This window comes from Actinomadura montaniterrae (genome assembly GCF_008923365.1).
GTDB classification, from domain to species: Bacteria; Actinomycetota; Actinomycetes; order Streptosporangiales; family Streptosporangiaceae; genus Spirillospora; species Spirillospora montaniterrae.
Genome location: NZ_WBMR01000459.1, coordinates 1 through 1,846, shown reverse-complemented (window position 1 = coordinate 1,846; position 1,846 = coordinate 1). Strand labels below are relative to the sequence as shown.

General features: G+C 74.6%; 1 protein-coding gene. It reads left to right on the top strand.

Annotated features, from left to right (window positions below; translation table 11 throughout):
* Positions 1 to 101: 101 nt before the first annotated feature.
* Positions 102 to 1,846: DUF4407 domain-containing protein (locus F9B16_RS50260; protein ID WP_151547325.1), on the top strand; the 1,745-nt coding region annotated here is incomplete at its 3' end.

Sequence of the window (1,846 nt, the reverse complement as noted above, 5' to 3'; positions counted from 1 at the left end):
CCCCTCCCACCGCGGACCGGATCCCCCCTGTTCCTTCGAGCGGGCCCCTCCCCCCGACCGGGCCCGTCCCCCCGACCGAACGTCCAGTGAGGGCCGAGCACATGACCGAAGCGAGCACGCCGCCCCCGCCGCCCGCCCCGCGCGGCGGGACGCGGTTCTCCCCGCTGCTGTGGGCGTCCGGCGCCAACCGCGACATCCTCCGGCAGTCCCCCACCGACAAGACCCGCTTCCAGGGGCTCGGCAGCGTCGTGATCTTCACGGCGGCGCTGGCCGGCGCGTCGATGGCGGCGGCGCTGCACATCGCGCTGAAGGCGCCGTGGCCGGTGATCGTGCTGCTGACGGCGGGCTGGTTCCTCGGCATCCTGTCGCTGGACCGCTGGCTGGTCGCCTCCATGACCCGGACCACCAGCAAGTGGGGCGTGGGGTTCCTCGCGCTGCCCCGGCTGGCGCTCGCGCTGCTGTTCGGGTTCGTGCTGTCGATGCCGATCGTCCTGCAGATCTTCGCGCCGGAGATCTCGCAGGAGGTCAACGTCCTGCACGCCGAGGCGGAGTCGAGGTACCAGGCGCAGACGGCGGACGACCAGGTCGGCAAGCGCATCGCCGCGCTGGAGAAGCGCAAGCAGCAGCTCGAGGCGCAGATCACCTCCGGCGGCCTGCCCGCGACGCCGGACGCCGACCCGACGCTCAAGCAGCTCCAGGACAAGCGCGACCAGCTGCAGAAGGAGCTGGAGCAGCGGCGCGAGAAGCTGACCTGCGAGCAGCTCGGCAAGTGCGGGACGGGCCGCGCCGGCCTCGGCCCCGAGGCCCGCAAGCGCATCCAGGACTACAACGACACCAAGCGCGACTTCGACACCGCCGACACCCAGCTCAACAACTACCTGGCGCAGCTGAAGACCAAGGGCGTCCAGGACGCGCAGAACGAGCTGAACGGGCAGGGCGGCGCCGAGGGCGTGACGGCCGAGCTGACGCGGCTGAAGAAGCAGCAGTCCGCGCTGCAGGCCCAGCACGCCGCCGACACCCGCAAGTCCGACGGGATGGCGCTGCGGCTGGAGGCCCTCAACCGGCTGTCGCAGAAGAACGGCACGATCGGCACCGCGCACCTGTTCGTCACGCTGATGTTCATCGCGATCGAGCTGCTGCCGGTGCTGGTGAAGATGATGCAGATCCTCGGGCCGCCGACCGTGTACGACGACCTCGTCGCGGCGCACGAGCGGGAGAACCGGGAGACCGGCGCGCACCTCGCCCGGCGCGACGCGGACGTGGCGCGGGTCCGCGCCGCCGACGACGTCAAGTACGCGGGCCTGGTGTACGACGCGCGCCGCGCGATGCTGGAGAGCCTCGCGCAGCGGACGGCGATGGCGGAGGGCGAGGTCGGCGAGGCGGCGCTGGAGGAGTGGAAGCGGCGCGAGATGGCCCGGATCCCCGCCGACCTCGACCGGTACGTCCGGACGGAGCCGGGCTACGGCGCTCCGCCGGCGTCCGCGTCCCCGGGCGGGTTCGCGCCGGGGACGCCGGGCGGGTTCGGGACGCCGGGCGGGTTCGGGTCCGGGTCCCCCGGCGGGCTCGGGTTCGATCCGCCGGTGCGGCCCGCGAACCCGGGCGGGATCGCGTTCGACCCGCCGGTGCCGCCCGGGAACGGCGGGTTCCCGGCAGGCCGTCCGGCGCCGTCGGGGGGCGGCGGTTTCGGCGGCGGGCCGTCGAACGTCCGGGTGATGAACGGCCGGCCCGGCGACCCGTACGGCGGCGGCGCGCCGGGCGGCGGCGCGAGCGGTGATCCGGCGCCGTTCGGCGGCGCGATGCCGTTCTGCGCCGACCCGCACCGGGGCGCCCCGGAGGCGGGCGGCGG